Raw genomic sequence first — 25323 nt, 5'->3', positions numbered from 1 at the left:
CGCTACCAGGCGATCGGGCCGGCGGCGCCGACGAAGGCGCCCGACGGGGTGTCCGCCCCCACCGATGCGGCGTCGACGACGACCCGGGCGGCCTCGTGCGGTGCAAGCGGTGCCTGGTCGTTGATCGGCGTGAGCTCGGTGCGGACGAACCCGGGGCAGACCGCGGTGACGACGACGGGGGTGTCGGCCAGGAGCTTCGCGAGCGAGATCGTGAGGCTGTTGAGGGCGGCCTTCGAGGCCCGGTACGCCGGCACGGCGGTGTCGAAGTACGGCGACGCCGGGTCGGCCTGGTCGGTGAGCGAGCCCATCGTCGACGACACGTTGACGATCCGCCCGGCGTAGCTGCGGCGCACCAGCGGCACGAAGGCGTCGAGCACCGCGGCGGCGCCGAGCACGTTGGTGCGGAACGTCCGCTCGAGCACCGCGTGGTCCACCAGTACGTCGGGTGCCGCGGTGGCCTCGGGCAGGATCCCGGCGTTGTTGACGAGCACGTCGAGGTGGCCCCAGCGCTCGCGGACCTCGTCGGCGGCGCACCGCACCGAGGCGGGGGAGTCGACGTCGAGGACGACGCCGCTCGCCGTCCCCCCGCGTCGGACCAGCTCGGCCACGACCTCGTCGACGTCCGGCTGCCGGCGGCCGGTGACGATGACGTGGTCGTCCACGTCGGCGAGTGCGTGGGCGACGGCGCGGCCGAGGCCCCGGGTGGCTCCGGTGACGAGGGACAGGCGGACAGGGACGGGGTTCTGGGTGGTCATGCAGCGAGCCTGACCGCTCGTGCCGGGCTCGTCCGGCGGGCGTCGGACGCCGCATCCGAGCGGGAATCGGACACCGTTCGGCCGGCCGGGTCCGTAGGGTCGGTGGCGTGTCCGCACCCCTGGTCTGGCTGCCGTTCGACCCCGCCGAGCTCGGTGACCCGCCGACCGGCCTGCGCTACGAGGTCGTCGACCCCGTCGACGGCGACGTGCCCGGGACGGTCGGGGACGTGCGGTTCTACGTGCCGCCCTACCGGCTCGGCCCGGAGGTGAGCGCGGTGATCCCGCGGATGGCCTCGTTGGAGGTCGTGCAGACGCTCACCGCCGGCGTCGACAACGTGCGCGGCCACGTGCCCGACGGGGTGGTGCTGTGCAGCGGCCGCGGGATCCACGACGCCTCCACCGCCGAGCTCGCGCTCACCCTCGTGCTGGCGTCGCTGCGCGGCATCCCCGACGCGGTGCGCGCCCAACAGCGCCACGCGTGGGCCGGCGGGTGGCGCCCGTCGCTGGCCGACCGCCGCGTCCTGCTCGTCGGGTACGGCGCCATCGGCCGCGCGATCGAGGCGCGGCTCGCGCCGTTCGAGGTCGAGCTCACCCGGGTCGCACGCACCGCCCGCGACGGCGTCCACGCCCTCGACGAGCTGCCCGACCTGCTGCCCGGGGCCGACGTCGTGGTGCTCGTCGTGCCGCTGACCGACGAGACGCGCGGCCTGGTCGACGCGGGGTTCCTGGCCCGGATGAGGGACGGCGCGCTGCTGGTCAACCTCGCCCGCGGACCCGTCGTGGTCACCGACGACCTGATGGCCGCGCTCGGCTCGCGCCGGCTCACCGCAGCGCTCGACGTGACCGACCCCGAGCCCCTGCCGGCCGACCACCCGCTCTGGGACGCGCCCGGCCTGCTGGTCACCCCGCACGTCGGTGGGATGACCAGTGCCATGTGGCCGCGGGCCCACCGGTTGGTGCGCGACCAGCTGCACCGGTGGGCGGCCGGCGACGATCTCCACAACGTGACGACGGGCGCCTACTGAGCGCGCCGGGCCGCCCGTAGGATCGCGGGGTGGCAGGCCGGATCCGCGAGGAGGACATCGCAGAAGTCCGCGAGAAGGTCCGCATCGAGGAGGTCGTCGGCGACTACGTCACCCTCCGCAACGCCGGCGGCGGGTCGCTGAAGGGCCTGTGCCCGTTCCACGACGAGAAGACGCCGTCGTTCAACGTCAACCCGCAGCGGCACTTCTACCACTGCTTCGGCTGCCAGGCCGGCGGCGACGCCATCAGCTTCGTGATGCAGATCGACGGCCTCTCCTTCACCGAGGCGGTCGAGCGGCTGGCCGACAAGGCCGGCGTCCAGCTGCGGCGCGAGGAGGGCGACGGTCACGACGACCGTCCCAAGGGCCCACCGCGCCAGCGGCTCGTCGAGGCCAACCGGGTCGCGCAGGAGTTCTACGCCGAGCACCTCGGCGCCCCCGACGCCGTCGCCGGGCGCACGTTCCTCCAGGAGCGGGGGTTCGACCAGGCCGCGGCCGAGCAGTTCGGGATGGGCTTCGCGCCCCGCGGCGGGGAGGACCTGCTGCGCCACCTGCGCGGGCGCGGCTTCAGCCAGGACGAGGCGGTCGCGGCCGGGCTGGTGGCGGTCGGGCGGTCGGCGTACGACCGGTTCCGCGGGCGCCTGCTGTGGCCGATCCGCGAGCCGGGCGGCGCGACCATCGGGTTCGGTGCGCGCCGGATCTTCGACGACGACCGCATCGAGGCCAAGTACCTCAACACCCCCGAGACCACGCTCTACAAGAAGAGCCACGTCCTCTACGGCATCGACCTCGCCCGCACCTCCATCGGCAAGACCTCCCAGGCCGTGGTCGTCGAGGGCTACACCGACGTGATGGCCTGCCACCTCGCCGGCGTCACCACCGCGGTCGCCTCCTGCGGCACCGCGTTCGGCGACGACCACACCCGGGTGCTGCGCCGCTTCATGCACGACCACGACGAGTTCCGCGGTGAAGTGATCTTCACCTTTGACGGCGACGCCGCCGGCCAGCGCGCCGCGCTCAAGGCGTTCGAGGGCGACCAGAAGTTCGTCTCCCAGACCTACGTCGCCGTCCAGCCCGAGGGCCTCGACCCGTGCGACCTGCGCATCCGCGACGGCGACGCCGCCGTCCGCGACCTCGTCGCCCGGCGGCAGCCGCTCTACCGGTTCGTGCTCGGCAACATCGTCAGCAAGTACGACCTCGACCGCGCCGACGGTCGCATCGACGCGATGCGCGAGAGCGCGCGGCTGGTCGCCTCGGTGCGCGACCAGTCCAAGGTGGTCGCGTTCGCCCAGGAGATCACCAAGATGATCGGCGCCGAGGTCGACACCGACGTCGTCCTGGCCGAGGTACGCCGCGCCGCCCGGCGCTCGGCCGGTGGCACCCCCGAGCCCGCCCCGGCCGCACGCCCGCGCTCGGCCGTGCCCGACCTGCGCGACCCCCGGTTCGCGATCGAGCGCGAGACCCTCAAGCTCGTGCTGCAGCACCCGATCGCGATCGGGCGCACGACCGCCGACATCGGCGTCAACGACTTCACCCACCCGACCTACCGCGGCGTGTGGGAGCTCGTCGCCGCTGCGGGCGGCCTGGTGGCGGGCGCCGACGACCCCCAGTGGGCCACCCGGCTGCGCAACGCCGCCACCGACCCGGCGGTCTCGTCGGTGGTCAGCGCGCTGGCGGTCGAGCCCCTGATGAAGACACCCGACGCCACCTACGTCTCCCTCTACGTCTTCCGACTGCTCGAGCTCACCGCGATCCGGCGGATCGCCGACGTCAAGGCACGGCTGCAGCGCACCAACCCCGTCGACCAGGCGGCCGACTACAACAAGCTCTTCGGCGAGCTCGCCGCCCTCGAGCAGTACCGGCGCACCCTGCGCGACCGGATCGTGGGGCAGCAGTGAGGGCCCGCGCGCGGCGTCCCGACCTGCCGGTCGGCCCGGGGGAGCGGCTCCTGGCCTGGGCCACGACCGACGACGGCACCACGATCGGCGGCACCCGCGACGCCTTCTACGCCCCCGAGCGGGTGCCGTGGGAGGAGGTCGAGGCGGCCGACTGGGACCGCGAGACCACCACCCTGCGGCTCACCGAGGTCGGCGCGTGGGGGGAGCACCGCCCCGAGCACGTCTACGTCGTCGCCGAGCCCGCCCGGCTCGTCGAGTTGATCCGCGAGCGCGTCACGGCCTCGGTCGTCTACCAGCGGCACGTCCCCGTCACCGACCGTCGCGGCGTCCGGGTGATCGCCCGGCGCGCGCCCGGACGCACGGGAGACCTCTCCTGGGTCTACGAGTACGACGAGGGCGTCGACCCCGACGACCCCCTCGTCCGGCTGGCCGCCGCCGAGGCGCTCGTCGCCGCCCGCACCGAGGTCGGCCTCGGGTGAACGGCTAACCTGCCGTGGTGGGGACCGTGCGATCGGGGCGCGCCGTGACCGGCCGTGCCGCAGCCGCGCTGGCGCTGGGGCTGGCGGCCGTGGTCGGTCCCGTCGGCAGCCACGCACCGGCGTACGCCGGTCCGGGCAACGACTGCGACAACGCCAGCGCCGCCGACCGCCTCGACGGGTACGCCGAGGTCCCGTGGGCCCAGGACCGGCTCGACTTCCAGCGGGTGCACCGGGTCGCCACCGGTGCCGGCGTCCTGGTTGCGGTCATCGACAGCGGGCTCGACACGTCGCAGTCGCAGCTGGCCGACCTGCGACGCGCACCGGGGCTCAACGTGCTGGGGCCGCCCTACCAGCCCGACGACATCAAGGACTGCGACGAGGAGGGGCACGGCACGGGCGTGACCTCGATCATCGCCGCCCCGGCCGTGGCGGAGACCGGGTTCGTCGGCCTCGCGCGTGAGGCGACGATCATGCCGATCAAGCAGGACGACCCCGACACCGAGGACCTCTCCACGCCTGCGAGCGTGGTGCGCGCCATCGACGCCGCCGTCGAGGCGGGCGCCGACGTCATCAACATGTCGCTGGTGGTCCCCGTCGACGACCCCGGTGTCCGGAGCGCCGTGCTGGAGGCGGGCGCGGCGGACGTGGTCGTCGTCGCCGCGTCCGGCAACGACGGCGCCGAGGGCAACGCGCCCGGCTGGCCGGCGGCGTACGCCGACGACGACGAGTTCGCGCACGTGCTGGCCGTGGGCGCCACCGACGAGAACGACGCGGTCATCGAGGAGTCCACCTACGGGTCCTACCTCGGTGTCGTCGCCCCGGGATCGGGGATCGTGGGCCTCACCTCGTTCGAGGACGACTTCCGCTTCTACAGCGGCACCAGCTTCGCCACGCCGTTCGTCAGTGCCACCGCGGCCCTGGTCCGTGAGCGCTACCCGAGGCTGCCGGCCGACGAGGTGGTGCGCCGGATCAAGGCCACGGCCGACCGGCCGGGCGCCACCGTGCCCGACGACCACTACGGCTACGGCATCGTCAACCCCTACCTCGCCGTCACCGCGACCCGCGACGACAAGCGGCTCGAGGTGCCCGCGGAGCCACTGCCCGCGATCGCACCGCCCGACCTGCCCGAGCCCCCCGACCGGACGCTGCAGAACATCGCCTACGGCGTGGGGGCGGGGCTCCTCGGCACCGCCGCTCTCGTCACGATCGGCAGCATGGCGTGGCGTCGTACGGCCGCGGAGCGGCGGCGTACGCACCCGGCTCCCTGAGCCCGGCCGCCGGACCCGCTCAGGTGCCGAGGGCGAGGATCTTGCCGGTCACCGACTCGCGGTCGAGGCGGACGATCGCGTCGGCGACGGTCTCGGTGGCCACGATGCCGGGGAAGCTGTTGGGTGCCAGGCCGTTGACCCGCACGCCGAACTGCTCGAACTCGGCTGCCAGGTGGCGGGTGAGGTGGTTCAGCGCGGCCTTGGACGCGCCGTACACCGCTTGGCCGCCGGGGTAGACGCGGTTGCCGGCGATGCTCGAGACGTTGACGACGTTGCGGTTGTGCTCGCGGTTGTCGCGGTCCTGGGCGGTCCAGAAGCGCTGGGCGAACCGCACGGCCAGCCGCATCGGCACGTGCACGTTGATCTTGAAGTAGCGGTCGAAGGACTCGAGGGCGGCCTCGCCGTCGACGAGGGCGACGCCCTGGTAGCCCAGGCCCGCGTTGTTGACCAGCAGGTCGACCCGGCCGTAGCGGGCGAGCACGAGGTCGACGACGTGCTCGACCTCGCCCTCCTTCTCCAGGTCGGTGTGCACGACGAAGACCCGGCCGCCGTCGATGTCGCGACCCGGGTCGAGCGGGTCGACGTGGGAGTCGTACTGCGAAGCGACGTCGGGCGCCCGGTGCCGGCAGACGGCGACGATGTCGTAGTCGGCGGCGTGGGCGCGGCAGAACGCCGAGCCCAGCGTGCCGCCGGCCCCGGTGATGACGCAGACACGGCGTCCGGACTCAGGAGCCCCAGTAGACAATGCTCTTCTCCCCCCAGCGGTCGATGACCTCGTCCTTGCGGCGGTGCAACCACATCACCACGGACGTCCGCGGCGTGCGGTTGGTCAGGAACGAGTGCCAGCTGAAGGGCGTGCACTCGAACATGACGAACGAGTTGTTGATCGGCGGGACCGCCGCGTAGGCGCCGTGCCGCGCGCCGCTCTGCGAGTCGAACAGCCCGGTCTCGCCGCCGTCGCCGGGCTGCCACTCCGGGTTGCCCAGGTAGAACAGCAGGGCCACGCCACGCACGCACTCACGGGTCTCGATGCCGGGTGCGGCCGCACCCGTGTGGTGGTGGACGACGTCGTTGTCGGCCAGGCGGATCTCGTCGGCGGCCGGCTCGGGGCCGGCGAACCATCCCGGGTTGAGGTCGTTGTGCGGCCAGCCGCTGCGGCCACCCGGTGCGTGGTGGTGCAGCGTGGCGGTCACGTCACCGGTGGCCTCCATGCCCCAGACACCGGCGATGAGGTCGTGCCAGGCACGGGAGATGAACAGCCCCAGGGGCCCCTCGCGGTGGGCCGCGATCATCGACGACGAGGCGTCGTAGGCGCCCATGTTGCGCGAGGCGAACGTCGTGCCGTCGTCGAGGAGCCCGGTCACCTGCGTGTGCAGGCGGCCGTAGAAGTCGGGGGTGAAGACGTCGTGGGCCACGACGTGGCCGAACGGTCGGGTACGACGCACCCACCGCCGGTGGGCCAGCAGGTCCTGGAGGTCGGCGGGGTGTCGCAGGGTCTCCTCGGCGCCGCGGCGGAGGAGGTGCTGGTCGGTCGTCATGTGGGCCACCCGGGTCCGGTCGGTCGGCGCGGCCCGCGGCGCGACAGCGCGACACCGAGGCCGACGGCGAGGAGGATGATCAGGAGCACGCCGGCCACCGCGGCGATCACGACGACGCTGTCGCCGTCGTCGTCAGGGGCGGCGGTCTCGGGTGGGCCGGTGTCGGACGCCGCGCTAGGCGCGTCGTCGGGCCCCCCGCCGGCGGGGCCGGCGTCGTCGGGCGGCGGCGCGAGGTCGTCGAGCGCGGCGTAGACGGGGTTGGGTGCGCCGGCAGGCACGTCGTCCTGGATGGCCGAGCGGGGCCGGATCGTGCCGAAGCCCCACGCGTCGTTCTTCTTGCCGTCGTTGCTCTCGGCCAGGTCGAGCGGGCGCGCGGTCGCGAGCACGCGGGCCACGAGCTCGCGCGAGGGCATGTCGGGGAAGGCGCCACGGACCAGGGCGAAGGCACCGGAGGCGACGGCGGTGGCGTCGCTGGTGCCGTCGAAGTAGACCGGTGTGGTCGCCCCCGGGGCGAAGGCGATCATCCGCACGCCCGGGGCCACCAGCGAGAGGTAGGGCGGTGACTCGCTCTCCTCCCAGACGCGGAGGTCGAGGCGGTCGCCGCTGCGGCCGTAGTAGCCGTAGGCGCCGACCGCGACCACGCCCGCGCACGAGGCCGGGTAGGTCGACCGGGACCCGGAGAGCTCGCCGTCGTTGCCGGTGCCCGCGACCAGGATCATCCCGGCCTCGACGGCACCGGCGACGGCGGTCTGCATCTCGGGCGGGCAGGTGCCGTCGCCGGCGATGGAGATGTTGACGACCTCCGGCGGGTCGGGCATCTCGGTGAGCACCTCGAGGGCCTGGGTGATGTCGTCGTTGGCGGAGATGCGGACCGGCAGGATGTTCGCGTCCGGGGCCACCCCCATGATCCCCGGACCGTTGCCGCGCCCGGCGATCCTGGTCGCCATCGTGGTGCCGTGGTACTCACCGTCGTCGCCGATGTCGCCGCGACCGGTGCCGTCCTCGGTGAACCCGCGGAGCACGGCCCCCTCGAGGTCACCGCCGGGGTGCACGCCGTCGTCGACGACGGCGACGACGACGCCCTCGCCGCGGGTGTGCCGCTCCCAGACCTCCTCGGCGCTCAGGATGTCGAGCCACCACTGCTCGGCGCGGACGTCGACGGCCGGTGCAGCGGGCCGGGCCGGAGCCGGGGTCGCGACGACGGTCGGGGCGACGAGACCGGCCAGGACGGCGACAGCGCCGGCGGCGAACCGCCGGCGCTGTCGCTGGGTCACAGCGAATGACATGGAGGCAACCGTAGGGGTCTAGGTGAGGTTGGGCGGCAGGTCCTCGCCGCTCCAGACGTCTTCGTCCTCGGCGAGCCAGGTGGAGCGCTCGCTCTCCTCGTCGTCGTTCTGACCACCCTGACCCATCATCGGCATCATGCCGGGGCCGCCGGTGCGACCGGGTCCGCCGACCCCACCGCCGGCACCCCCTCCGGGACCGCCGGCCGGACCGCCGGCCGGACCGGGGCCGGCCAGGCCGCCGGCAGCACCGGGACCAGGCCCGGCACTCAGACCGCCACCGGGGCCGGGGCCACCGAGGCCGGGACCCGGGCCGGGTCCGCCCGGGCCGATGCCGGCCAGGGACGAGTTCGGGTCGATCCCGATGCCGGGTCCGCCGGGTCCGCCAGGTCCGCCCGGGCCGATGCCGCCAGGGCCGCCGGGGTAGCCGGGGCCGCCGGGGCCGCCCGGGGTGCCGGGCAGACCGGGCTCACCGGGGCCGCCGGGCAGGCCGGGCCCACCGGGGCCGCCGGGAGTGCCGGGCACGCCGGGCAGGTCGGGCGGGTCCTTGGGTCCGTTGGGTCCGTTGAAGTCGCCCATGCCTCCGGGGACGCCCGGTCCGCCGGGACCCCCAGGACCGGGGTTGGGCAGACCCGGGCCCGGACCATCCGTGGTCGGCGGCGTGTACGGCTCGTTCGAGACCGTGTCGAGCGGCTGCTGCCAGACGTACTCGCCCGGCATCTGGTTGATCGCGGCCTGGTAGTCCTCGACCAGGCGCTTGGTCAGCGCGCGGGCCTCGTCGTTGTCGTTGTTCAGGTGGGAGGCCACGCCCGCGACCGGGCTGACCACACCGAGCGCGATGCTGTGCGACACCGGGGTCGCGTCGAGCCCCTCGGCCTCGCCCTTGACGGCGACCCAGGACGACTTGAACTGCGTGAGCGGGTCGTGGACCGCCTTGGCCTCGGTCTCCAGCGTCTCGCCGTTGGTCTTGATCTTGCCCACCGTGTCGAGGGCCGTGTCGGCGTTCTCGCCGCCCCAGGCGTCGCGCAGGCGCGCCTCGATGGTGTTCATCCGGCTGATGATGGTGCCGCCCATGGCGTGCGTGTCCATCATGGAGCCGATGATCGGGTCGAGCAGGTTGGGGTTGCTGTTGAGGAGCTGCTCCTTGATGCCCTCGGCGTTGCCGTCGCCCTCGCTCCAGAAGTCGTAGCCCTGTGCTCCGGTGGTGTATCCGTCCTGGCCAGCCATGTCTCACACCCCCGGGATCGGTCCGGACGGGCTGGAGCCCGCGTCGACCTGGTTGACGTTGGTCGTGGTGTCCTGGTCGCGGTCGAGGTAGGTCTGGCCGGTGGACCGGCACGCCTGCTCGAGCGTCGTCAGCTGTTGGATGATCGCCTGGTACTTCGCGTCCATCCCCCTGAACTGGTAGTCGTAGGCCTCCACGGCGATGCCGTTGGCCGACTCCTTGAAGATCGACGACCACGCGGCACTCATGTGGCTCGTGGCGGCGTCCCTCGTGAACTGCTCGTGACTTCCTGCGATGTTGCCGCCGGAGCCCGAGACCTCGTCCAACAGGTCCGCGACCATGTCGGCGACGTCCAAGAGCTCCTCGGGCTTGATCCGGAAGCCTTGCGTCTCTCCAGTCATCTACGAATCTCCTCGGTTGGGTCAGGCTGACCGCGCACGGCGGCCGGGGCTGGAGGCCCCGGCCGCCCTGCGTCGGAGCCGTCGGTACGTCAGGACCAGGTGTTGGTCGCGGAGCGCTCGGCGGCGGTGTAGTTCTGGTGCGCGTTGCCGACCAGCTGGCCGATCTGCTGCAACGTGGTGGACATCGCCTCGGCGGCGGCGTCCCACTCCTGCTTGCAGCGGAAGTAGGCCTCGCGGGCCTCACCGTCCCAGGTGGACAGCATCGGCTGCAGGTTGGCCTCCAGGTCGTCCAGCGAACCGACGAGGCGACCGTGGTTCGCCTGGATGCCGGCCTGGCCGCCCTCGAGTGAACCGAAATTGACGCGGATCTCGCTCATGGTGTGTCTCCTCAGGACTCGTTGATCTGGCCAGCCATGCTGGTGATGTTGGACGTCTCCTGCTCCTCCTGGGCCGCGTACGTCGCACGCGTGGCCCCCAGCGCCTCGTACATGGCGCGCAGAGCGTTGTTGATGCGGTTCGCCTGGTTCTCGAAGTTCGTGTGCAGGACCCCGAACGCGTTCGAGGCCTCACCGCCCCAGCCGCCGCGCATGGTCTCGACCTCGGAGCGGAGGCTGTTGATGTGCCCCTGCACCTGCTCGGTGGCTTCGTTGACATGGGCCGCACCAGCGGCCATTGCTTCCTGGCTGGTTCCGAATCCGGCCACGGTGGTTCCTCCTTGGGTTGGTGGTCACGTAGTGGCTGACATGCCCGCGGTCGACACCGCTAAACAACGACACCACGGATTTCGTCCTGCGTATCACGGCGGACCGGGGACGGGCGACGGACGCGAGATGAACGGATCAGGAGGCTGAGGAAGCCGCGGTGGTCGACGCGGAGAGAGGGGCCGGCTCGAGGGCCGCACCTGGGTCGAGGGCCTCGGCATCGGGGATGACGGCGAGCAGCTCGACGGGAAGCTCGACGGGCGTCTCGTTGCCGTAGCCGAACCCCGCGAGGGTCGCGAGGGTGGCGGCCTGGTGGCGCACCCCCTCGTCGGTGATGAGGCTGACCGCGGCGGCCTGCGGCGAGCTGGCGAGCATCCCGGTCCCGGGCGGGACGGTCACGACGTCGGCCAGGCCCTGCGCCGAGAGGCTGCTGTCCCCGGTGGGCTCGCTCGGCTGCTCCTCGCCGTCCGGCACGCCGAGGACGGGCACCGGCTCCCCGTGCCGGTAGGACGCGCAGACCCCGTGCACGGTCTCGGCCGCCTCGGACGGCGCAGGCAGCGTCGTCGGCAACCCGCTGGTCTGCCGAGCCAGGTCGGGCGCCGCCCCGGTGGACGCGCCGATCTCGGCGAGGTCGCCGACGGGCAGCTCGACGTCGTCCAGGGGCTGGCCGTCGACCGTCAGCGTGCCGAGCAGCCGGGCCTGGACCTCGTCGACGGCCACGAGGCCGTCGTCGAGCAGCACCCGGACGTCGTCGTCGGCGACCCGGACGAGCTGCCCCACGCGCAGGGTCCTGCCGTTGCCGAGGGGGCGGGGGTCGCCGAGCCCGGCGATCTCGGGGGTGGCGAAGGAGGCGCCGAGCGGCAGCGCCGACAAGAACGCCCGGCCCACCCTGACCTGGCTGCCGCGGAACCCCAGCGCGGTGTTGACCTCCGGCTCGATCAGGTGCCGCTGCCCGCGCCAGAGCAGGTACAGGTCGCCCTTCTCGCGGCCGAACGACCTCACCACGACGGCCTCGTCGTCGGGGATGCCGGGCACGGTCTCACCCGAGCCGACGTCGACCGTGACCATCGCCGTGACGTTGGCGCCCTCGCCGTCGGCCCGCGAGCAGATGGTCACCGGGTCGGTGCGCAGGTCGTCGTCGGGCGGCAGGCTCCCCGGCAGTCCCGGGATCCCGATCCGCTCCCCGCGCTCGACCGTGGCCAGGTCGTCGGGGCTCACCTGCTGGGCCTCGACGGTGCCGGTGGCCCCCGAGGCGAGGACCGCCGACGGGTAGTTCACGGCGGGGTGCAGCACGCCGTTGCTCATCACGAACGGCGCGCCGGTCCCGCGCTCGACCACCACGGTGCCGTCTTCCTTCCAGTCCTCACCCGACCCGGGTCGCAGCAGGCCGATGACCAGGAACGCCGCGGCCACGACGATCGCGATCATCACCCCGCTGATCGTCGTCACGACGAGGCGGCGCATCGGTGGCTCGACGGTGTCGGGCTCGCCCGTGACCAGGGCCGACATGGCGCGCCGGGTCATGAAGCGGTAGGCGTGGAGCTGGTCGCGACGGGTCTGCACGATGCCTCCTTCGCCGATGGTGGGCAGGACCCGGGACACCTTATGGTGTCCGGCATACTCGCCCGCATGCCACGGCCGACCCGCACCCAGCTCGTGCTGCTGGAGGTCGCGGCGGCGGCGGTGGCGATCGGCCTGGTCCAGGAGGGCGCCTGGCTCGTGGCGGGCGCCGCGGTCGCGGTCGTGTGCCTGCTGCTCCTGCTGCCGTGGCGTCGGCGCAGCACCTACCTGGTCCTGCGGTCGTGGTTCGCGATGCGCCGACGACGCCGCCGGGTGACGGGGGCCGGCATCGCCTCGCTGGCCGGCGGGGCCTACGAGGTCGTCACGGTGCCGCGGGGGAGCGGCGGCGTCTCGGTGGGCGCGATCAAGGACGCCACCACGTGGAGCGTGCCGCTGGCGCTGCCGCTGCTCGACGTCTTCAACGACGACCCCCCGATCCCGCTGGCGGGCCTGGCACAGCTGCTCACCGTCGAGGACGTGCCGCTGTCCAGCGTGCGGGTCGTCTGCCTCGTGTCGCCGGCCGCGCCCGGCACGGGCACCCCGTCGGGCGGCGCACCGATCGCCCGGCTCACGTCGAGGTTCCTGGTGCTCTCGCTCGACACCGCACTCGCCGCCGACGTGATCGCCTCCCGCGGTGGGACCCCGGCGGTCCAGCAGATCCTGCGCCGGTGCGTGCTGCGCGCCGAGGAGGTCCTCAACGGTGCCGGCGTGGCGATCCGGCGGCTCCCGGCGGCGGTGGTCGAGCTGCACAACGCCTCCAGCCTTGGGCCGGTGGCCGCGGCCGACGGCTCCGTGCCGCCGGTCGCCGAGCGCACCGACCACGTCGTGGTGGCCGGGTCGATCTCGATGACCTTCGCGGTGACCGGGAGGGACGCCCTGGGCCAGCTCGAGCAGATCGCCGCCTCCCTGCCCGTCCCGATCGTCGCCACGAGCGTGACGCTGCAGCCGGGTCCGCCGCCGCAGCGGAAGCCGACCGTACGGCTGCTGGTGCGGCTCAGCGGGCCCGCCGCGGCCGTGCGGGAGTGCGCCCGCACCCTCGAGGGCGCCACCCGCGCGGCCGGGCTGACGCTGCACCGGCCCGTCGGCGACCAGGTACCGCTGCTGCGCGCGACGACGCTGCTCGGCGTCCCGGCCGAGGCGAGGTGACGCCATGAGCGAGTCGGTGGTGCGAGCGGGGCAGAGCCTGCCCGCGGCTGCGACGGGCGCCTACCTGGGCACCGGCCGGTCCGGGCCGTTCTCGGTGCGGCTGTTCCGCCCCGTGCCGACCCGGGTCGTGGTGTGCTCCGGCGGGTTCGCGGCGCAGCTGCTCACCATGCGCGCCGCGCTGTCGGGGACCCCGGTGCGGGTGGTCAGCGACCGGCCGTCGTCGTGGGCACCGGTGCTCCAGCACGGCGCCGATGCCCGGCTCGTCCCCGACGACAGCCCGCTGCTGCGCCAGCGGGGGCCGATGGTGGTCGTCGACGACCGGCCCGACGAGCGGCGTCCGCTGCGCGAGGTCGCCGACTGGCAGTGCCTGTTCGACCTGCGCACCGTGCGCACCGGCCTGGGTGGCGCGGCTGCCCGGTCGGCCCTGTCGTCGTACGCGCGGGCCGACGTCGTCGCCCTCGGCGCGATGGACCCCGACCTGGCGGCCGGTCTGGCGCGGCTCCTCGGGCTCGACGACGCCACCCGGACCAGGCTCGCCGCGGGGCTCCCGCCGCAGACGATCGCGATGGTCACCCGCGGCCGGGCCGAGCTGGTGCGGGTCGACGCCTCGCCGGCCGAGGCCCAGGTGCTGCGCTCGGCCGTGCTGCACTCCGCGGCCCGCTGACCCCGGCCCGTCGGTTCAGCCCAGGACCTGGCGCAGCTCGGCGTAGACCCCGATGACGCCGAGGATCAGGGGCAGGACCGACAGCACGAGGATCGACTCGATGACGTCGGCGGCGCGGCCGCTCGGCGGCGCGTAGCGGCGACCCGGCAGCACCGTGACCAGCGCGAGCATGGTCAGGGCCAGGCCGGCCACCGGGAGCGCCACGGCCAGGAGGCGGAGCGTGGCGTCGTCGTTGCTCATCGCCAGGTGGGTCAGCAGGGCGAGGCCCGCGACGGCGCCCGCGAGGAGCATCGACATCCGCTGCGAGCGCCCGGTGAACAGGCGGGCGCGCAGGACGCAGATGCCGCCCAAGACGCCGGCGAGGATCTGGGCGCTGGTGCTGCCCTGGGCCAGGATGACGCCGGCGCTGGCCAGCACGGCCGCCAGTGCGACCACGATGCCGGTCATGAACTGGTCGGCCCGCGCCGCCTGACCCAGGACGCGGGTGCCGTCGATGGTCGAGCGGTCGGCGCGCAGGTCGCCGGCACCGGTGGGGACGAACGGCAGCGCGAGCCGGGACAGCTTGAACGCCGCCACCGGGATCGCGGGGGAGGCCAGCAGCGCGACCCCGGCCGTGAACGCGGCCGTGGCCGCCACGTCGAAGTCGCCGAGGTCGGCCGCGGCCGACCCGATCGCGGCGAGCAGCCCGGTGCCGGTCACCGCCACGAGCCCCGGCACGCCCCGGGTGAGCAGGATCAGGCCGAGCACCGAGACCAGCACGGCGGCCGCACCGGCCGGCAGCAGCTGCGTCGCGCCGAACTCCCACGGGCGCTCGTCGCCGCCGACGACGGTCGCCCCGGCGCAGGCCGCCGCGACGACGGCCCAGCCGGCGGCGGTGAGGGCCGCCCCGCGCTGCTGGTAGGCCCGATCGAGGGCGGTGGCGGCGCCGAGCAGGAGCAGGCTGGTGCCGCCGGCGATCGCCGTCGGGACCGTCCACGACGGCCCGCTGAGCAGGCAGGCGGCCAGCACGAAGGCCACGCACAGCGACGCGCCGACCAGGCACGCGCGGGCGGTGTGGTCGGCCGACCAGCGCACCGAGCGGGTCAGGACGCCGGTGGCGACGGCGTCGAGCACGTCGTCGTAGGCGATCTCGGGCATCTGGGTCGCCCGCATCCGCAGGTGCAGCACGTCGCCGTCGCGGATCTCGCCGGCGCGCAGGGTGGTGGCGTGGTCGAGCGGCGCCTCGCCGGCCCGCTGCAGCACGAAGCCGCCGGCGGAGGCGCCCTGGTCGGCCACCTGCGGGCCGAGGGTGCGGACCAGCGTGGTCAGCAGCTCGGCGACGGTGAGGTCGAGGGGGACCGCGAGGTCCACCCGGGTCTGCGTGGTCATCACCGTGAGCCGGCACAGGCTCGACGTGGCAGTCGTGGCCACCGCACCTCCTTGGACGTCACCCGTCGTGGTCGTTACCATCCTGGACCATCCGCGCCTGCCGGCCCGGGATGGGTCCGGATCCCCGCGACGACGAGCTCGGAAGGGTGGACGTGGGTACGCACGTGTTCCAGCGGCCCGCGCGGCAGAAGCCTCCGGCCGAGCCCCGCGGCGAGATCGTCCTCGACTCCCCGCCCGAGCTCCCGGAGACCCAGCAGGGCGGCGGTCTCGGCCAGGCGCTGATGGTGCTCCCGATGCTCGCCGGGGCCGGCGGCATGGCGCTGATGATGTCGACCCGCGCCCGGGGCGAGCCGGTGATGATGATCGCGATGGGCATGATCGGCATCAGCTTCGCCGCGATGGCCTTCGGCAACATCGGCCGCCAGGCGGGGGAGAAGCGGCGCAAGCTCGACGCCGACCGGCGCGACTACCAGCGCTACCTCGTCCAGGTACGACGACGCGTGCGCAAGGCGGCCGAGCAGCAGCGCAAGGCTGCGCTCTGGCACCACCCCGAGCCGGCGTCGCTGTGGTGCATCGCGCTCGGCACCCGGCTGTGGGAGCGCCGCTCCTCCGACGTCGACCACCTCGCCGTGCGGGTGGGCCGCGGTCCGCAACGCCTCGCGGTGACGCTGGTGACCCCCGAGACGAAACCGGTCGAGGACCTCGAACCCATCTCGGCCGGCTCCCTGCGCCGCTTCGTCAGCACCCACAACCGGGTCTCCGAGCTGCCCGTCGCGGTCTCGCTGCGCGCCTTCGGCCTGATCAGCATCGACGGTCCCGTCGAGGAGGGCCGGGCCCTGGCGCGCGCCATGGTCGCCCAGCTCGCCACGCTGCAGACGCCCGACGACGTCCGGATCGCGGTCTGCGCCGGCCGGGCCGCGGTCGGTCGCTGGGAGTGGCTGAAGTGGCTGCCCCACGGTCTCGCCGACGAGGTCGACGCCGTCGGCCAGGTCCGCCTGGTCAACGAGGACCTGCTCGCGATCGAGTCGCACATGGGCGAGGCGCTGCGCAACCGGCCGCGGTTCGGGGCCGAGGCCGGCGCCGACGGTCCGCACCTGGTCGTCGTCCTCGACGGGGGGCGGGTGCCTCCCGAGGCGCAGCTGACCTCCGGCCTCGTGCAGGGTGTGACCGTCATCGACATCCGTGGGGTGCTGCCCACCGACCGGGCCAACGGCGTGCTCCGCCTCGAGCTCCGCGACGACACGATCGCGATGGTGCGGCGCGAGGGCCGCTCCGAGGAGGTCAGCAGGTCGGTGCTCGGCGTGCCCGACGCCCTGTCGCTGACCGAGTGCGAGACGCTCGCGCGCTGCATGAGCGGCTGGCGCGTCTCGGCGGCGTCGTCCTCCGACGCCGAGCCGACCGACCTGCTCACCGTCGACGTCACGCTCCCCGAGCTGCTGCGCCTCGGCGACCCGTACAACATCGACACGAGCGCGACCTGGCGGCCGCGCGCGCCGCGCGACCGGCTGCGGGTGCCGATCGGCATCGGCCCGAGCGGGCAGCCGGTCGACCTCGACATCAAGGAGTCGGCGCAGGGCGGCATGGGACCGCACGGACTGGTCATCGGCGCCACCGGCTCCGGCAAGTCCGAGCTGCTCCGCACCCTCGTGCTCGGGATGGCGGTGACCCACTCGCCCGAGGTCCTCAACTTCGTGCTCGTCGACTTCAAGGGTGGCGCCACCTTCGCCAGCCTCGACGTGCTGCCCCACACCTCGGCGGTGATCACCAACCTGGAGGACGAGCTCATCCTCGTCGACCGGATGAAGGACGCCATCGAGGGCGAGATGGTCCGCCGCCAGGAGGCACTGCGAGCGGCCGGCAACTATGCCTCGCTCAAGGACTACGAGAAGGCCCGCGAGCAGGGCGCCCCGCTCGAGCCGATGCCGTCGCTGTTCGTCGTCGTCGACGAGTTCAGCGAGCTGCTCAGCGCCAAGCCCGACTTCATCGACCTGTTCGTGATGATCGGCCGGCTCGGGCGTTCGCTGGGCGTGCACCTGATGCTGGCCTCGCAGCGGCTCGAGGAGGGCAAGCTCCGCGGCCTCGACACCCACCTGTCCTACCGGGTCGGGCTGCGGACCTTCTCGGCGATGGAGAGCCGCTCGGTGCTCGGCGTCCCCGACGCCTACGAGCTGCCGAGCGCACCGGGCCACGCCTACCTCAAGGAGGCGACCGAGGGGTTGGTGCGGTTCCGGGCGGCGTACGTCTCGGCGCCGTACAAGCGCACCTCCACGGTGGGCGGTGGGTCCTCCGACGACCGCACCGACGCCCAGGTGCTGCCCTACCAGCTCGACTTCATGCCGGTGCAGGTCGAGGCCACGCCCGTCGACGCCGAGCCCGTCGAGCCGCGGCACGCCGGCCCGAGCGAGACGCTGCTCGACATCACGGTCGACCGGCTCAAGGGCCGCGGCATGGCCGCGCGGCAGATCTGGCTGCCCCCGCTCGACGAGCCGCCGCCGCTGGACGCGCTGCTCCCGCCGCTGGTCGCCGGCGAGCGCGGGCTGCAGCCGCAGCAGTGGGACCCGGCGCGGTTCCTGTCGGCGCCGATCGGCATCGAGGACAAGCCCTTCGACCAGCGCCGCGACCCGCTGTGGGTCAACCTGGCGTCGTCCCACTGCGTGGTGGTGGGCGGGCCGCAGAGCGGCAAGAGCACCCTGCTCCGCTCGCTCATCGCCAGCCTCGCGCTCACCCACACGCCGCAGGACGTGCAGTTCTACTGCATCGACTTCGGCGGCGGCACGCTCAACGGCCTCGCCGACCTGCCGCACGTCGGCTCGGTGGCCAGCCGCCTCGACCCCGAGCGGCTCCGACGCACGGTCGCGGAGATGCGGGCGCTGCTCGACGCGCGCGAGGCGCTGTTCACCGCGCACCGCATCGACTCGATGGCCAGCTACCGTCGGATGATCGAGGCCGGCACCGTCGCCAGCGACGGCTTCGGCGACGTCTTCCTCGTGGTCGACGGCTGGGGCACGATCCGCTCCGACCACGAGGAGCTCGAGGGCCAGATCACCCAGATCGCCACCCGCGGCATCGGTTTCGGGGTGCACGTCGTGCTCTCGATCCAGCGGTGGCTGGAGCTGCGCCCGGCCATCCGCGACCTGATCACCACGCGCCTCGAGCTGCGGCTGGGCGACCCCGCCGAGTCCGACGTCGACCGGCGGGCCGCCAAGAACGTGCCGGAGAAGTCGCCCGGCCGCGGGCTGAGCCGCAACAAGCTCCACTACCTCACCGCCCTGCCCCGCATCGACGGGGGCACCGACGCCCGCGACGTCGGCGACGGTGTCGCCGACCTGGTCAAGCAGGTCAGCGCTGCCTGGACCGGCCCCGCGGCACCGCCGGTGCGCCTGCTCCCGCGCCAGATGCCGTACGACGACCTGCCGGCGCCCGACGCCGAGCGTGCGGTCATCCCGATCGGCATCGACGAGGACACGCTCTCCCCGGTCTTCGTCAACTTCGACGCCGAGCCTCACTTCCTGGTCCTCGGGGACGTGGAGTCGGGCAAGTCGAACCTGCTCCGCGCGATCGCCCGCGGCATCACGACCAGGTGGACGCCGAAGGAGGCCAAGATCCTCACCTTCGACTACCGCCGCGGCCTGATCGGCGCGATCACCACCGGCCACCAGCTGGCCTACGTGATGAACTCCGCCGACGCCCCCGAGATGGCCAAGCAGATCGCCGCGGCCCTGCGCGAGCGGCTGGGCAGCATCAAGATCGACCCGACCGCCCAGGAGATCCCGCGCTGGGAGGGCCCGAAGCTGTTCCTGCTGATCGACGACTACGAGATGATCGCCGCCCAGCAGCCCAACCCGCTGCACCAGCTCGTCGAGTTCCTGCCGCAGGCGCGCGACATCGGCCTGCACGTGGTCCTGTCCCGCTCCGCGGGCGGGTCCGGGTCGGGCGGGTTCGAGCCCCTGCAGAAGCGGCTCAAGGAGCTCGGCACGCCCGGCGTCCTGCTCTCGGGCAGCAAGGAGGAGGGCGTCGTGCTGCACGGCAACAAGTTCGAGCCGATGCCCCAGGGGCGGGGCAAGCTCGTCGACCGGCGCATCGGCGTCAAGGTCATCCAGACACCGGTGATGGGTCGGCGCTGACCCGATTCCCGCTGGCCGCGGAGCCTTGCTACCGTATCCCCGCACGATCCCCTGTAGCTCAGTTGGCAGAGCGCTTGACTGTTAATCAGGATGTCGTTGGTTCGAGTCCAACCGGGGGAGCAAGCAACACCGCAGGTCACAGGCCGTCTCCGCTCATCGCGGAGGCGGCCTGTTGCGCGTCCTGAGACGGTTGTGGGTGCAGTGTGGGCACCGAGGCCCCCCGAGGGACCATCGCCGCGGCCTGGTCGGCGCGCTCACGCCCGACGCTGCGGACCTGGTGGCTGTAGATCGACGACGTGACCCGCACGTCGCTGTGACCCAGCAGCTTGGAGACGAACTCGATGTCCGACCCGGAGTTCAGGTAGAGCGTCGCGCACGTGTGGCGCAGGCCGTGCAGCGTCATTGCGGGCAGGCCGGCGCGGATCCGCAGCTTGTCGAAGAGCCTGGTGGTGTACAGCAGGAGCAGCGGGCGGCCGTTCTCCATTGTGAACACCAGTCCGCTGTCCTGGTAGGCCGCGCCCCACGCTTCGCGCTCGGCGCTCTGAGCGATCTGCCACGCCACCAGGGCGCCGGCGGCCGCGTCGCTGAGGGGCACCCGGCGGACGCCGGCGTCTGTCTTGGACTTCCGGACGCGCAGCTCCCGGCTGCTGAGGTCGACGTCGTCCCATCGCAGGGCGCAGAGCTCGGCGCGACGCAGACCGGTCCAGACGGCCGTCTCGTAGAACGCGCCGAGCCGGTGCTGGGCGGCGACGTCGAGGAAGTGTCCGACCTGCTCCGGCTCCCACGCCTCGAACGCCTTGCGGTCGATCGGGGGCAGCTCGAGGAGTCGGGCGGGGCTCTCGTCGATCAGCTCGTCTCGAACAGCGCTGGTGAACGCTGACTGCAGCGTGGCGACGATCCGGCGCACGGTCGTTGCGCCCCGGTCGGCTGTGACCAGGTCGTCGACGTACGCCTGCACGTGGCCACGGCGGATGTCGCGCAGCCGCATGGCGCCGAGCCTGGACGGGATGAGGTCCTGGTCGACGTAGCGTCGGTAGTTCGCCAGCGTGGTGCCGGCCAGTGGCTTGCGGCCGTTGACGCCGGTCGTTGCTCGACGCTCGAGCCAGCGAGGCAGGTACTCGGCCAGGGTCTCCCGGGACGGGGTGACGAGTTTGCCGGCGTCGAGCTTCGAGAGCGCTCGGTTCCGCTCGGCTTGAGCGTCACGCTTCGTGGGGTAGGTGCCGCCGCGGATCTGCTGACGCTTCTTCCGTCCCGTGGTCGGGTCGGTGACTGTCCCGGCGGAGACACGGAAGGTCCAGGCGCCGTGGCGTGGGTCGGTGGCCATCAACGGACAAGCCCTGGCGCGCTGCTCGGCGGTGGGTCGCTCGGGAAGCGTGCCGTATTGACGGCCAGCGTCGTCGCGGCAGCCGCACCGGCGGAACACGGCGCTCACGACGTCGCCTCTCGCGACGGCACGAGGCCGCGGTCGCGGACCTGATCCAGCCAGCGGTATGCGGTCGGTCGGGACATCTGCAGCCGCTTCGCGGTCCGCGACGTTGCTGACGTCGGCTCGACCGTGGCCTCTTCGAGGTAGACGCGCGCGAACGTGCGGAAGTCCTCCTCGGTGGGTGGTGCTGCACCGCGTCCCCTTGGCGTGTGCTCTAGGTCGCTGGTGGCGTCTGACACCTCATCGAGCCAGCGAGCTAGGTGACGGGCGCGCAGTCCTGCACCCACCCATTCGCCCGCGACACGCGACGCCTCGGAGGGCTCGCCAGGAAGCAGGGGCGAGGGGATGCCATGAAGCGTGTCCTCTGTGTAGCCGAACTGGTCTAGGAGCCTCTGTTTCGCCTCCTGAGCCTGGTCCCACTTGGCGCGTGTCGCTGTCAGGGCGGCGTCATAGACCGCCTGGGCGATCTCCGGAAGTCGCAACTCTCGCAGTTGGCGCCCGGTGACTTCGCGGCCGTCGTCGAACTGCAATCCGGCGACGACTGGGCGGTGGTTGCCCACGACTCTGAGCTTGATCCACACGGGCTGAGTGAGGCTCGCGCTCTCGACCCGGATCCAGGTGTCGGGCGTCAGGTGCGCCTCGCGCGGGGGGATGTGCACCGTGTAGGGATGGCGATCGGTCACGGTTCGGACCGTACGCACCCGCTACTGCAAATGCAACAGGCTCTGCACGACTAGCGCACGGTGTCTCACTTGCGGCACCGATAAACGAGACACGCACCGTGCAAGTGCTGTTGCTTTTAACGTGCGCCAACGGTCAACCTCGTCTCATGACCACGGCGCCACTTGAGGACCTGCTTGCCCAGGTTCGACGTGCCCACCAGCTCACCAAGCCCCCCGTCGCTCGAGAGATACGCGTTTCGGCCGGCGTGAGCCAGGAACGCCTCGCGCGGGCCCTCGGCGTCGATCGAGCGACACTGTCGCGCTGGGAGACCGGCGCGGCCCGACCACAGCAGGCTCAGCTCGCCCAATGGGTCGAGGCACTCGAAGCCCTGCAGGAAGCGGTCGCGTGATGCAGACGATCACCGTCACTCTCCCGCTGACGATCACCGTGCCTGAAGCCGGTGAGCTGCTCGGGCTCGGCCGCAAGGCCGCGTACGCCGCGGCACAGCGTGGCGACATCCCGACGCTGCCTCTCGGGCGACGCCTTGTCGTCCCGGTGCCGCGGCTGCTCGAGCTCGTCGGCTACGCCCCCGACGTGCGGACGGCGCCACCTGCCACCGGTGACGCCGACGCCCAGATCCTCGCCCTCAGGAAGCAGGAGACCCGACCCCATGATGCCCACGCCTCCGCCGCAGCAGCAACAGACAACGCCGGACGGCAGAGCTGCTGAACGACCCCGTCACAGGGGTGGCCTGTGAGCAGTCCGGCCCGCACGAGACGCCGGAAGGCTGTTCGCTCGGCCGCGCGCTGCCCCGACTGCCGGTCGCGCGTGCGACTCGTCGACGACGTCGCCGCGGCGGGGCCCACGTTCGCTCGCGTCGAGGTGTTCCACGACGCGACCTGCCCCTGGTGGCGATCCCGCGGCGCCCAGCCGTTCCGCGACATCCGGGTGGTGGCCCAGTGACCGCCGCACCCACCCACCCCCGTACCTCGGTCGCCCACCTCCAAGCCCGGGTGCTACAGGACGTCTGGACCCAGGCATGGGCCGCCTACTGGACCCGCCGCGCCCGCATGCACGAGTGGGCCGCCCCCCGGGAAGGCGACTACACCGGCCGCGCCACTGAGGCCGAGCTCGACGAGCAGGCACGCCGCTCCGCCGAGGCCGCGATCAACTGTCGCCACCGTGCGGCCGGCGTCGACGGCCTGGTCGACGTCGCGTTCCACCACACCGCGACCGCACTGCTCTCCGACTTCGACGGCCGGCGCCTCGACGCGGCGTACGACGCGATCGAGCAGCAGCGCCGCGACATCGAGCCCCACCGGGGGCCGGCGTGAGTGCCTCCGTGGACGACATGCCCGCCTGGACCGACGACGAGATCGCCGAGCGCGAGCGGGAGGCCGAACGCATCGCCCAGCACGATGCCGAGTTCGAGCGTGCCAACGCTCACCAGCTCGCCGTCGCAGACGAGGCCCGCCGGCACGATGAAGCTGTCCGGAGCGCCCTGAACCGCCGCCGAGCCGCGCACGAGGCCGAGGCCCTCTTCGCGGCCGAGCAGCGCGCAGCGACACCGGTCCCGCCCTTCGACGCCGGCTTCCTCGGCGACGTCCTGGCCCGGCCGGCGCCGCCAGCTCACCGCGTCGAAGGGCTGATCCCCTCCGACGCCGGCACGCTGGTCGTCGCGCAGCGCAAGACGGGCAAGACGACGCTGCAGTTGAACCTCGCTCGCTGCTTGCTGCGTGGCGGCGACCTCCTCGGGCGCTTCCCCGTCCACCAGAAGGTCACCGGCCGCATCGCGTTCCTCAACTACGAGGTGTCCGGGCACATGCTCGCCACCTGGGCCGATGAGGTCGGCATCGACCACAACCGCCTCTTCCTGGTCAACCTCCGCGGCCGCCGCAACCCCCTCGGCGTCGATGAGGACCGCGAATCCCTCGCCGCCCGCCTCCGCGACCTCGACGTCGAGACCCTCATCGTCGACCCCTTCGGCCGCGCCTACACCGGCACCAGCCAGAACGACCCCGGCGAGGTCGGCGCCTGGCTCACCGACCTAGACCTCTTCGCCCGCACCGAAGTCGGCGCCCGCGACATCGTCCTCACCGCACACGCCGGCTGGAACGGCGAACGCACCCGCGGATCCACCGCCCTCGAGGACTGGGCCGACTCGATCATCACCCTGACCCGAGCCAGGGACGACGAACGCGCCCGGTTCCTCCGCGCCGAGGGCCGCGACATCCTCGTCAACGAGGACGCCCTCGACTTCGACCCGGTCACCCGGCTCCTGACCATGACCGGCGCCGGCTCCCGCAAGAGCGCCACCATCGTCCGTCGCATCCGCGACCTGGTCCCCGTCGTCGCGGACCTCCTCGCCGAGACACCCAGCATGTCCGGCAACCAGCTCGATACCGCCATCAAGGCACTCCTCACCAGCGGCGACCTCGAGCTCGCCCACTCCAAGGGCGACGGCACCAAAGCAGCTCAGCTCCTGGAGAAGGACGGCCGCGTCGTCTCGAAGGCAGGAGCCAGGGGCGCTCGGATCTTCACGCTCACGTCCCCACATCCCTCGACCTCCCCAGCACCTCCCCCAGGGACGTCCGACGACCTCCCCCACCTCCCTTATGGGGAGGGAGGTCGTCCCAGGGAAGACAACGCAGCTACTCCACCCGGGGAACTAACCGACCACGACACAACCGAGGCCCGATGACCCGCACCACCACGAACGACCCGCGCCGCGGCTCGGACACCCCGTGGACGACGCCCGTCCCCGGCGACCCCATGGACGACGATCGACCGCAGACGACCAGCGCGGCCGAGTCCGCCGACCCCATGCCCGGCGGGCAACCGGACCGACCCCATGCCGTCGATGACCGGCGATGCAAGGCGACGTCGCGCCGCTCGGGCAGGCGGTGCAAGAGGTTCCCTGCTCCTGGCCAGTCGGTGTGTGTGATGCACGGCGGCGCGTCGCCCCAGGCTCGCGAGGCTGCGCAGCGTCGGCGCACTGAGGCCGAGGCAACTGCGCTGCTGGAGCTGGTGTGGGATCCGAACGCGGCGCCGGTGGTCGATCCGGTCGGCGCGCTGCAGTCGCTCACCGGGAAGTTGCAGCACGCGGCCGACGTGCTCGGTGCTCGGCTCGCGCAGGAGGCGCTCGACGGGCCGACGTCGCTCGCCTGGGCCAGGGTGCTCAAGGAGTTGCGCCAGGTCCTCGTCGACACGGCTCGGCTCGGGATCGCGGAGCGGCACCTCGCGCTCGAGCAGGAGCGCGCGACGCTGGTGACCTCGGCGTTCCTGGCTGCGCTCGAGGTGGGTGGCGTCGCGCCGGCGGTGCGGACGGCGATGGTCGACCGGTTCCTCTCCGGCCTCGAGCCGCTGCAGGTCGAGGCAGGCGGTCCGGTTGTGCGGCCGATGGCGTTGCCGGCCGGTGGCACCGGTGACCAGTCGCCGGGAGCAGACCGATGATGACCACGGCGGGTGCGCACCTGGTGGCGTACGACGCTATCGAGTCGGCGATGCAGGCGGAGAGCGTCGACGCCGCGGTGGCGTCGGTGCGCCTCGACCTCGAGGTGCTGTCGCGCGAGGACTTGTTGCGGGTGGCGATGGCGCTGGCGATCGAGCCGGCTCGGGTGCTGACGCCGGCGCGTGATCGGTCGCGGTTCCTGGATCGGTTGCAGCGTCGTCGGCTCTCGGTCATGGTCGGGCCGCTCGACACCGGAGGTCGAGGCTGATGCGTGGCCTTCGGGGTGTGCCCACGCTGCACCCACACGCACTGTTCGTGCAGGTCAGCGGCTGGGCACTTGACTCCTGGAGA

Annotated in this window: 26 protein-coding genes and 1 tRNA gene; 15 read left to right on the top strand and 12 right to left on the bottom strand. The window is 72.9% G+C overall.

The annotated features are described in order from the left end of the window. Positions 1-2 precede the first annotated feature (2 nt). A complete protein-coding gene (locus AC4MBH_RS04480) occupies positions 3-755 on the bottom strand; it encodes an SDR family NAD(P)-dependent oxidoreductase (RefSeq protein ID WP_491793150.1) in 753 nt (250 codons plus the stop codon). A 107-nt stretch (positions 756-862) separates the two neighbouring features. Here AC4MBH_RS04480 and AC4MBH_RS04475 point away from each other — a divergent pair, with 107 nt between their 5' ends. From AC4MBH_RS04475 to AC4MBH_RS04460, 4 genes are read left to right on the top strand one after another with little or no spacing between them, the layout of a single operon-like run. Next, positions 863-1780, top strand: coding sequence for a 2-hydroxyacid dehydrogenase (locus AC4MBH_RS04475; protein WP_491793149.1), 918 nt, complete (start codon positions 863-865; stop codon positions 1778-1780). A gap of 29 nt (positions 1781-1809) precedes the next feature. Next, the gene (gene dnaG, locus AC4MBH_RS04470) at positions 1810-3675 is read left to right on the top strand and encodes a DNA primase (RefSeq protein ID WP_491793148.1); all 1866 of its coding nucleotides are present in this window, start codon (positions 1810-1812) and stop codon (positions 3673-3675) included. Next, a complete protein-coding gene (locus tag AC4MBH_RS04465) occupies positions 3672-4154 on the top strand; it encodes a hypothetical protein (protein ID WP_491793147.1) in 483 nt (160 codons plus the stop codon). Before dnaG ends, AC4MBH_RS04465 begins: the two co-directional genes overlap by 4 nt. Before the next feature lie 44 nt (positions 4155-4198). Continuing rightward, complete coding sequence (locus AC4MBH_RS04460; RefSeq protein WP_491793146.1) at positions 4199-5422, top strand: S8 family serine peptidase; 1224 nt, start codon at positions 4199-4201, stop codon at positions 5420-5422. Between the two features lie 19 nt (positions 5423-5441). On the opposite strand, the gene AC4MBH_RS04455 is transcribed toward AC4MBH_RS04460, so the two are convergent. From AC4MBH_RS04455 to eccB, 8 genes are all read right to left on the bottom strand, one after another. Next, positions 5442-6167, bottom strand: a complete 726-nt coding sequence (locus tag AC4MBH_RS04455) for an SDR family oxidoreductase (protein WP_491793145.1) — start codon at positions 6165-6167, stop codon at positions 5442-5444. Next, positions 6148-6960 (bottom strand): 2OG-Fe(II) oxygenase, encoded by an 813-nt coding sequence (locus tag AC4MBH_RS04450; protein ID WP_491793144.1) that lies wholly within the window; start codon positions 6958-6960, stop codon positions 6148-6150. The genes AC4MBH_RS04455 and AC4MBH_RS04450 overlap by 20 nt, the downstream gene beginning before the upstream one ends. Continuing rightward, on the bottom strand, positions 6957-8246 hold the full coding sequence (locus AC4MBH_RS04445; RefSeq protein WP_491793143.1) for a S8 family serine peptidase: 1290 nt from the start codon (positions 8244-8246) through the stop codon (positions 6957-6959). Before AC4MBH_RS04445 ends, AC4MBH_RS04450 begins: the two co-directional genes overlap by 4 nt. Positions 8247-8264: 18 nt before the next feature. Continuing rightward, positions 8265-9470, bottom strand: a complete 1206-nt coding sequence (locus AC4MBH_RS04440) for a hypothetical protein (RefSeq protein WP_491793142.1) — start codon at positions 9468-9470, stop codon at positions 8265-8267. Positions 9471-9473: 3 nt separating this feature from the next. Then, complete coding sequence (locus tag AC4MBH_RS04435) at positions 9474-9869, bottom strand: WXG100 family type VII secretion target (protein WP_491793141.1); 396 nt, start codon at positions 9867-9869, stop codon at positions 9474-9476. 89 nt (positions 9870-9958) lie between these two features. Further along, positions 9959-10246: a WXG100 family type VII secretion target gene (locus AC4MBH_RS04430; protein WP_491793140.1), complete on the bottom strand. Its 288-nt coding sequence runs from the start codon at positions 10244-10246 to the stop codon at positions 9959-9961. Between the two features lie 11 nt (positions 10247-10257). Then, positions 10258-10572 carry a WXG100 family type VII secretion target gene (locus AC4MBH_RS04425; protein WP_491793139.1) on the bottom strand — a complete coding sequence of 105 codons (315 nt, stop codon included), beginning with the start codon at positions 10570-10572 and terminating at the stop codon, positions 10258-10260. A gap of 136 nt (positions 10573-10708) precedes the next feature. Continuing rightward, the gene (gene eccB, locus AC4MBH_RS04420) at positions 10709-12133 is read right to left on the bottom strand and encodes a type VII secretion protein EccB (protein ID WP_491793138.1); all 1425 of its coding nucleotides are present in this window, start codon (positions 12131-12133) and stop codon (positions 10709-10711) included. 66 nt (positions 12134-12199) lie between these two features. Here eccB and AC4MBH_RS04415 point away from each other — a divergent pair, with 66 nt between their 5' ends. Both AC4MBH_RS04415 and AC4MBH_RS04410 read left to right on the top strand, forming a co-directional pair. Continuing rightward, positions 12200-13276, top strand: a complete 1077-nt coding sequence (locus AC4MBH_RS04415; RefSeq protein WP_491793137.1) for a type VII secretion protein EccE — start codon at positions 12200-12202, stop codon at positions 13274-13276. A gap of 4 nt (positions 13277-13280) precedes the next feature. Beyond that, positions 13281-13940 (top strand): hypothetical protein, encoded by a 660-nt coding sequence (locus AC4MBH_RS04410; protein ID WP_491793136.1) that lies wholly within the window; start codon positions 13281-13283, stop codon positions 13938-13940. A 15-nt stretch (positions 13941-13955) separates the two neighbouring features. Here AC4MBH_RS04410 and eccD read toward each other — a convergent pair whose 3' ends face one another. Next, a complete protein-coding gene (gene eccD / locus AC4MBH_RS04405) occupies positions 13956-15350 on the bottom strand; it encodes a type VII secretion integral membrane protein EccD (protein WP_491793135.1) in 1395 nt (464 codons plus the stop codon). Positions 15351-15460: 110 nt separating this feature from the next. On the opposite strand from eccD, the gene eccCa reads away from it, so the two are divergent. After that, positions 15461-19432 carry a type VII secretion protein EccCa gene (eccCa, locus tag AC4MBH_RS04400; RefSeq protein WP_491793134.1) on the top strand — a complete coding sequence of 1324 codons (3972 nt, stop codon included), beginning with the start codon at positions 15461-15463 and terminating at the stop codon, positions 19430-19432. Between the two features lie 47 nt (positions 19433-19479). Continuing rightward, positions 19480-19552: transfer RNA gene (locus AC4MBH_RS04395), tRNA-Asn, on the top strand. Between the two features lie 16 nt (positions 19553-19568). Here the strand turns inward: AC4MBH_RS04395 and AC4MBH_RS04390 are convergent. Both AC4MBH_RS04390 and AC4MBH_RS04385 read right to left on the bottom strand, forming a co-directional pair. Beyond that, positions 19569-20756, bottom strand: coding sequence for a tyrosine-type recombinase/integrase (locus AC4MBH_RS04390; RefSeq protein ID WP_491793133.1), 1188 nt, complete (start codon positions 20754-20756; stop codon positions 19569-19571). 104 nt (positions 20757-20860) lie between these two features. Then, a complete protein-coding gene (locus tag AC4MBH_RS04385; protein ID WP_491793132.1) occupies positions 20861-21541 on the bottom strand; it encodes a hypothetical protein in 681 nt (226 codons plus the stop codon). Positions 21542-21687: 146 nt separating this feature from the next. Here AC4MBH_RS04385 and AC4MBH_RS04380 point away from each other — a divergent pair, with 146 nt between their 5' ends. The 7 genes from AC4MBH_RS04380 (at position 21688) to AC4MBH_RS04350 (ending at position 25240) form a co-directional block, all read left to right on the top strand. Beyond that, the gene (locus AC4MBH_RS04380) at positions 21688-21930 is read left to right on the top strand and encodes a helix-turn-helix domain-containing protein (RefSeq protein ID WP_491793131.1); all 243 of its coding nucleotides are present in this window, start codon (positions 21688-21690) and stop codon (positions 21928-21930) included. Then, positions 21927-22250, top strand: a complete 324-nt coding sequence (locus AC4MBH_RS04375) for a helix-turn-helix domain-containing protein (RefSeq protein WP_491793130.1) — start codon at positions 21927-21929, stop codon at positions 22248-22250. Before AC4MBH_RS04380 ends, AC4MBH_RS04375 begins: the two co-directional genes overlap by 4 nt. Positions 22251-22349: 99 nt before the next feature. Beyond that, a complete protein-coding gene (locus AC4MBH_RS04370) occupies positions 22350-22484 on the top strand; it encodes a hypothetical protein (RefSeq protein ID WP_491793129.1) in 135 nt (44 codons plus the stop codon). Then, positions 22481-22855 (top strand): hypothetical protein, encoded by a 375-nt coding sequence (locus AC4MBH_RS04365; protein ID WP_491793128.1) that lies wholly within the window; start codon positions 22481-22483, stop codon positions 22853-22855. The genes AC4MBH_RS04370 and AC4MBH_RS04365 overlap by 4 nt, the downstream gene beginning before the upstream one ends. A gap of 17 nt (positions 22856-22872) precedes the next feature. Next, positions 22873-24222, top strand: coding sequence for an AAA family ATPase (locus AC4MBH_RS04360; RefSeq protein WP_491794106.1), 1350 nt, complete (start codon positions 22873-22875; stop codon positions 24220-24222). Next, positions 24219-24974 (top strand): hypothetical protein, encoded by a 756-nt coding sequence (locus tag AC4MBH_RS04355; RefSeq protein WP_491793127.1) that lies wholly within the window; start codon positions 24219-24221, stop codon positions 24972-24974. The genes AC4MBH_RS04360 and AC4MBH_RS04355 overlap by 4 nt, the downstream gene beginning before the upstream one ends. After that, a complete protein-coding gene (locus AC4MBH_RS04350) occupies positions 24974-25240 on the top strand; it encodes a hypothetical protein (RefSeq protein ID WP_491793126.1) in 267 nt (88 codons plus the stop codon). Before AC4MBH_RS04355 ends, AC4MBH_RS04350 begins: the two co-directional genes overlap by 1 nt. Positions 25241-25323: the final 83 nt, after the last annotated feature.

The organism is Nocardioides sp. WJ219 (assembly GCF_058559815.1).
The sequence above is the reverse complement of the archived record's forward strand: the minus strand, read 5'-3'. Positions and strand labels throughout refer to the sequence as shown.

Coding starts and splice junctions, on each gene's coding strand:
- AC4MBH_RS04445 (WP_491793143.1), bottom strand. CDS start 8,246: ATGTCATTCGCTGTGACCCAGCGACAGCGCCGGCGGTTCGCCGCCGGC.
- AC4MBH_RS04415 (WP_491793137.1), top strand. CDS start 12,200: ATGCCACGGCCGACCCGCACCCAGCTCGTGCTGCTGGAGGTCGCGGCG.
- AC4MBH_RS04380 (WP_491793131.1), top strand. CDS start 21,688: ATGACCACGGCGCCACTTGAGGACCTGCTTGCCCAGGTTCGACGTGCC.
- AC4MBH_RS04480 (WP_491793150.1), bottom strand. CDS start 755: ATGACCACCCAGAACCCCGTCCCTGTCCGCCTGTCCCTCGTCACCGGA.
- AC4MBH_RS04350 (WP_491793126.1), top strand. CDS start 24,974: ATGACCACGGCGGGTGCGCACCTGGTGGCGTACGACGCTATCGAGTCG.
- AC4MBH_RS04410 (WP_491793136.1), top strand. CDS start 13,281: ATGAGCGAGTCGGTGGTGCGAGCGGGGCAGAGCCTGCCCGCGGCTGCG.
- AC4MBH_RS04355 (WP_491793127.1), top strand. CDS start 24,219: ATGACCCGCACCACCACGAACGACCCGCGCCGCGGCTCGGACACCCCG.
- AC4MBH_RS04450 (WP_491793144.1), bottom strand. CDS start 6,960: ATGACGACCGACCAGCACCTCCTCCGCCGCGGCGCCGAGGAGACCCTG.
- AC4MBH_RS04435 (WP_491793141.1), bottom strand. CDS start 9,869: ATGACTGGAGAGACGCAAGGCTTCCGGATCAAGCCCGAGGAGCTCTTG.
- AC4MBH_RS04430 (WP_491793140.1), bottom strand. CDS start 10,246: ATGAGCGAGATCCGCGTCAATTTCGGTTCACTCGAGGGCGGCCAGGCC.
- AC4MBH_RS04440 (WP_491793142.1), bottom strand. CDS start 9,470: ATGGCTGGCCAGGACGGATACACCACCGGAGCACAGGGCTACGACTTC.
- AC4MBH_RS04360 (WP_491794106.1), top strand. CDS start 22,873: ATGCCCGCCTGGACCGACGACGAGATCGCCGAGCGCGAGCGGGAGGCC.
- AC4MBH_RS04390 (WP_491793133.1), bottom strand. CDS start 20,756: ATGGCCACCGACCCACGCCACGGCGCCTGGACCTTCCGTGTCTCCGCC.